Origin of the sequence: Aeromicrobium sp. (assembly GCF_036676885.1) — a bacterium.
In the GTDB taxonomy this organism is placed as follows: domain Bacteria; phylum Actinomycetota; class Actinomycetes; order Propionibacteriales; family Nocardioidaceae; genus Aeromicrobium.
The window spans coordinates 1-5,971 of sequence record NZ_JAKFCB010000077.1; the positions used below are offsets into that span (position 1 = coordinate 1).

Here is a 5,971-nt window from a genome sequence, read left to right on the forward strand (position 1 = left end):
ACATGTGTTCGATCGAGCGTACGATGTCGGGATGGAGGAGTTCTTCCAGGGATCGCTGCTCGACATGGGGCAACCCACCGGCCTCGGCCGGCTGGCTCCTGAGCGCACGGTGCTGACACGGGGAGCCTGGGTCGACGTGCTGCCGGGCTGGGTCACTGGGTCCGACGACCTGTTCCTCCGCCTGCAGGCCGAGGTGCCGTGGCGGGCGGAGAACCGTGAGATGTACGACCGGATGGTCGACGTGCCGCGGCTGCTGTGCCACTACGGGGTCGATGCGAAGCTGCCCGATCCGCTGCTGCTGGAGGCCCGCGAGGCGCTGAGCGATCACTACGAGGCCGAGCTCGGTGAGCGCTTCGTGACGTCCGGGCTCTGCTACTACCGCGACGGTCGCGACAGCGTGGCGTGGCACGGTGACCGCATCGGCCGCGGTCGCACCGACAACACGATGGTCGCGATCGTCTCGCTCGGCGCCGCCCGCCGGTTGTCATTGCGTCCGCGCGGCGGCGGTCACCAGATCGGCTTCTCGCTGGGCCACGGCGACCTCGTCGTCATGGGCGGCACGTGCCAACGTACGTGGGAGCACGCGATCCTCAAGACCGCCAAGCCCGTCGGCCCCCGCATCAGCGTGCAGTTCCGCCCCAAGAACGTCCTCTGACCCTTGGGCGGTGAGTTAGCGTCCACTTGCCGCCGCGAGCGGTGAGCTAGCGTCCAGTCCCGGTGCGGGGCGGTGAGCTAGCGTCCACTTGCGTACGCGCCGTGGACGCAGGGTCACCGCTCGATGTCCACATGGATGCGGCGGTGACTGAGCGTCCACAGCCGCGACTCGACGTGTCGCGCGATGCCAGTACGCGGGCTCAGCGTGGAGCATGCCCTCACCCATCGACATCCCTCCCGTTCTCCTTGCCGGCCCGTTCACGGCTGCGTACGCACGATCAGTCGGCGTCTCGGAGAAGGTGCTCCGTGGCAAGCGTTTCCGCAGGCTCTTCCCGAGGGTCTGGGTGCATGTCGATCATGCAATGACGGATCGGGACTGGATCGCAGCCGCCACGATGGCGATGCCTCGACGAGCACAGCTGAGCCACCTCACCCGCATCCAGGCGCTGGGTCTCGACCTCGGGCCCGCGAAGCCGCTCCGCTTCACCGTCGCGGGTGACCTGCACCTCGACATCGACGACATCTTCCTTCACCGCACCGAGGTGCTCCCACCCCTCGACGATGTCGGCGTGACTCCGGCCGCCGCATTCATCCAGTACTGCGCGGACGCCCGGATGATCGATGCGATCAAGGTCGGCGACTGGTTGCTGCATCACCGCCACATGACCGTGCTCGAGGTCGCTGAGCTGGCGCGCAGGGATCACTGGCGACCTGGTGCGCGTCAGGTCCGGCGAGTGCTGCCTCACCTGGACGCCGGGTCTCGCTCGCTCAAGGAGTCCGAGTCCCGGGTGGTCCTGGTGTTCGCGGGTCTGCCGAGACCCGAGGCCAACAAGGACGTACGCAATGCGCGCGGCGAGATCCTCGGCTACGGCGACCTCGTCTACCTGGTGTGGAAGTTGCTCGTCGAGTACGAAGGCCGCCAACATCTGAATGACCTGAACCAGTGGAACAGCGACATCGACCGCTACCGGGACTTCCGCGATGAGGGCTGGCGCTATGTCCAGGTCACGAACGAGAAGCTCGAGACCCCGAAGAAGCTCGTCGCCGAGGTCTACGGGCAGCTCGTCCGCGGAGGCTACGACGGACCTGCGCCGGTCTTCGGCGATCGATGGTCAGCGCTGTTCGCACCGATCCCGTCGAGCGGTGACCTGGCGTCCAAGGTCGCCTGAGAACTGGACGCTAAGTCACCGCTCCACGGAGCGACTGGACGCTAAGTCACCGCTCCGGGTTACTTCTTGCCGCGGTTGGCGCGGTTGCGCTCGGTGGCGTCGAGGATGATCTTGCGGATGCGCACGGCGGTCGGGGTGACCTCGACGCACTCGTCCTCGCGGCAGAACTCCAGCGACTGCTCGAGCGACAGCTTGCGCGGCGGCACGAGCTTCTCGAACTCGTCGGCGTTCGAGCGTACGTTGGTCTGCTTCTTCTCACGGACGATGTTGATGTCCATGTCGTCGGCGCGCGAGTTCTCGCCGACGATCATGCCCTCGTAGACCTCGGTGGCCGGCTCGATGAACAGCGTGCCGCGCTCCTGGATGTTGGTCATGGCGTACGACGTCGCGGCCCCGGCGCGGTCCGACACGAGCGAGCCGGAGGGACGGGTCGAGATGTCGCCGGCCCACGGCTCGTACTTCTCGAACGTCTGGTGCGCGATGCCGGTGCCGCGGGTGTCGGTCAGGAACTCGGTGCGGAAGCCGATCAGGCCACGCGCCGGCACGATGAACTCCATGCGGACCCAGCCGGTGCCGTGGTTGATCATCTGCTCCATGCGGCCCCTGCGGACGGCGAGCAGCTGCGTGATCGCGCCGAGGTACTCCTCGGGGGCGTCGATCGTCAGGCGCTCCATCGGCTCGTGGATCTTGCCGTCGACCTCGCGGGTCACGACCTGCGGCTTGCCGACCGTGAGCTCGTAGCCCTCGCGGCGCATCTGCTCGACGAGGATCGCCAGGGCGAGCTCGCCACGGCCCTGGACCTCCCAGGCGTCGGGGCGCTCGGTCTCGAGCACCTTGAGGGACACGTTGCCGATGAGCTCGCGGTCGAGGCGGTCCTTGACGAGGCGGGCGGTGACCTTGGTGCCCTTCTCGCGGCCGGCGAGCGGCGAGGTGTTGGTGCCGATCGTCATCGAGATGGCCGGCTGGTCGACCGTGATGAGCGGCAGCGCGACAGGGTTCTCCGGATCGGCCAGGGTCTCGCCGATCGTGATGTCGGGGATGCCCGCGATCGCGACGATGTCGCCGGGGCCGGCGCTCTCACCGGGTACGCGCTCGAGCTCCTTGGTGACGAGCAGCTCGGTGATCTTGACCTTCTCGGTCGTGCCGTCGTGCTTCATCCACGCGACCTGGGCGCCCTTCTTGAGCGTGCCCTCGAAGACGCGGACCAGCGCGAGGCGGCCGAGGAACGGCGACGCGTCGAGGTTCGTGACGTGGGCCTGCAGCGGTGCGCCCTCGGTGTACTCCGGAGCGGGCACGGCGTCCATGATCGTCTGGAACAGCGGGATGAGGTTCTCGCTGTCGGGCATGCCGCCGTCCTCCGGCTGCTTCAGCGACGCGCGGCCGGCACGCGCGGAGGCGTAGACGACGGGGAAGTCGAGGGCGTCCTCGCTGGCGCCGTCCTCGAGGAGGTCGAGGAACAGCTCGTACGTCTCGTCGACGACCTCGGCGATGCGGGAGTCGGGGCGGTCGACCTTGTTGACGACCAGGACGACGGGCATCTTGGCGGCGAGCGCCTTGCGCAGCACGAAGCGGGTCTGGGGGAGCGGGCCCTCGGACGCGTCGACGAGCAGGATGACCGCGTCGACCATCGAGAGTCCGCGCTCGACCTCGCCACCGAAGTCGGCGTGGCCCGGGGTGTCGATGATGTTGATCGTGACGCCGCCGTCGGGCGCGCCGGGACCGTTGTAGCGAACTGCGGTGTTCTTCGCGAGGATCGTGATGCCCTTCTCGCGCTCGAGGTCGCCGGAGTCCATGGCCCGCTCGGCCAGCTGGTGGTGCTCGTCGTAGTTGCCCTGCTGCTGGAGCATGGCGTCGACCAGGGTCGTCTTGCCGTGGTCGACGTGGGCGACGATTGCGACATTGCGCAGGTCGGAGCGAATGGGCATGCGAAAAAAGTCCTATGCGTGGGGAATGCTCGAGCACCTCGGAGCCTTGCCATTCTACGGGGGAGGACCGTCCGGACACGAATCGCGGCCACCGCCCGGTAATTGCGCGTTCACAAAGACTTCATTTGAACAAAGGTTGCATCTTCGTTATGGTTTTTCGGTGCCCACATCTCCGGACGAGCTCTATGCCGCGCTCGAGGACTTCATCATGCGTCTGATGACGCTGGCCGAGTCCGACGGCATGGACGCGATGGTCGAGCTCGACCTGTCGTTCTCGCAGGCACGTATGTTGTTCCTCCTCGCCAAGAAGGGCGAGCCCATGCCGATCCACTCGATCGCCAAGGCGCTCGGCCTGTCCGACGCGGCGACGGGTCGCAACGTCGACCAGCTCCTCAAGCTCGACGTCGTCGAGCGACGCGAGAGCCCCGACGACCGTCGGGTCAAGCTCGTCTCGCTCACCCCGGCGGGCGAGAAGCTCAGCATGCAACACATCGACTCCAAGCGTGAGTCGATCAAGGCCTTCACGGCGGACCTGCCCGAGGCCCAGCGCGACGACCTGCATCGCGCGATCAGCGACATCCTCGCCGGCGACACCCTGCGCCGGCACACCCCTTAGGAGAAATGCGTATGACATCCCAAACGGGACAGATCGACGACAGCGACAAGATCACACCCGAGCTCCTCAAGATCGCGGGCGTCGTCGTGCTCGGCGCCATCATGTCGATCCTCGACGTGACCGTCGTCAACGTCGCGCTGCCGACGTTCCAGACCGAGCTCTCGGGCAGCGACGAGCCGCTCGCCTACTCGACCGTGGCGTGGACCGCCACCGCCTACATGCTCGCGCTCGCGGCGGTCATCCCGCTCACCGGCTGGGCGGCCGACCGGTTCGGCACCAAGCGCCTCTACATGACCGCGATCGCGTTGTTCACGATCGGATCGCTGCTGTGCGCCACGGCGTGGAACATCGAGGCCCTCATCGGCTTCCGGGTGCTCCAGGGCCTCGGCGGCGGCATGCTGATGCCGCTCGGCATGACGATCATGACCAAGGCGGCCGGCCCGCACCGCATGGGCCGCCTCATGGCGATCCTCGGCATCCCGATGCTGCTCGGCCCGATCATGGGCCCGATCCTCGGCGGCATCCTGATCGACGCGGCCTCGTGGCACTGGGTCTTCCTCATCAACCTGCCGATCGGCCTGATCGGCCTGGTCTACTCCTGGCGGGTCCTGCCCAAGGACTCCCCGGAGCCGAGCGAGTCGTTCGACGTGGTCGGCATGATCCTGCTGTCGCCGGGTCTCGCCTCGCTGCTCTACGGCGTGTCCAGCATGGCGGAGGGCACGGTCGTGACCGGCAAGGTCCTGATTCCCGCAGCGATCGGCATCCTCCTGATCGGCGCGTTCGTGGTCTGGTCGTTCAAGCCGCAGCACCCGTTGCTCGACCTGCGCCTGTTCCAGGACCGCAACCTGACGGTGTCGATCGTCACGATGTTCCTGTTCGCCGGGGCGTTCTTCGGTGCGCTGCTCCTGGTGCCGACCTACTTCCAGCAGGTCGACGGCTACTCGGTCAAGAAGGCCGGCCTGCTCGTTGCCGCGCAGGGCATCGGAGCCATGCTGACGATGCCGATCGCGGGCGCGCTGTCCGACAAGATCCCGGTCGGACGCATCGTCCCGTTCGGCTTCCTCGGCATTCTGGTCGGCATGTTCGGCCTGGCACAGAGCACGGATCCGGGCACCTCCGACTGGACCATCATGGGCTGGCTGTTCGTCACCGGTCTGGGCATGGGCGCGACGATGATGCCGCTGTTCACGTCGGCGCTCAAGACCCTCAAGGCGGCCGACGTCGCTCGCGGGTCGACGCTGCTCAACGTGACCCAGCAGGTCGCGAGCGCGACCGGCATCGCCACGATCTCGGTCGTCCTCACGAAGTCCATGAAGAGTGGCGACATCCTCGCCGGCTCGGACAAGCTGCCGAATGTCGACGGCGGTCTCACGGCGGCGCAGCTCGCGGCCAGCTCGCACACCGACAACGGTGAGAAGCTCGTCCAGCTGCTGGGTGTGCCCGGCGACGTGCTGCAGAAGGGCTTCAACGACCTGGCCGATGCGTTCCAGTCGTCCTACTGGGTGGCGTTCGGCGTGCTGGTCGCCACGCTGATCCCGGTGGCGCTGCTCCCGCGCAAGCGTGAGGTCGTGCACCTGCTCGACGACGAAGAAGGCGCAGCGCCGGTC

General features: G+C 67.3%; 5 protein-coding genes. 4 read left to right on the top strand and 1 reads right to left on the bottom strand.

The genetic code is table 11. The features are described from left to right. The first annotated feature begins 4 nt into the window (after positions 1-4). Positions 5-655: an alpha-ketoglutarate-dependent dioxygenase AlkB gene (locus V6M46_RS04075; protein ID WP_442880443.1), complete on the top strand. Its 651-nt coding sequence runs from the start codon at positions 5-7 to the stop codon at positions 653-655. A gap of 211 nt (positions 656-866) precedes the next feature. Then, positions 867-1,823 carry a hypothetical protein gene (locus V6M46_RS04080; protein WP_332662491.1) on the top strand — a complete coding sequence of 319 codons (957 nt, stop codon included), beginning with the start codon at positions 867-869 and terminating at the stop codon, positions 1,821-1,823. 59 nt (positions 1,824-1,882) lie between these two features. Here V6M46_RS04080 and typA read toward each other — a convergent pair whose 3' ends face one another. Continuing rightward, complete coding sequence (gene typA, locus V6M46_RS04085; protein ID WP_332662492.1) at positions 1,883-3,748, bottom strand: translational GTPase TypA; 1,866 nt, start codon at positions 3,746-3,748, stop codon at positions 1,883-1,885. 160 nt (positions 3,749-3,908) lie between these two features. Between typA and V6M46_RS04090 the strand changes: the two genes are divergently transcribed. Together V6M46_RS04090 and V6M46_RS04095 are read left to right on the top strand one after the other, a co-directional pair. After that, positions 3,909-4,364 (top strand): MarR family winged helix-turn-helix transcriptional regulator, encoded by a 456-nt coding sequence (locus V6M46_RS04090; protein WP_332662493.1) that lies wholly within the window; start codon positions 3,909-3,911, stop codon positions 4,362-4,364. A gap of 11 nt (positions 4,365-4,375) precedes the next feature. Then, the coding region (locus V6M46_RS04095; RefSeq protein WP_332662494.1) for a DHA2 family efflux MFS transporter permease subunit at positions 4,376-5,971 on the top strand (1,596 nt) is incomplete at its 3' end.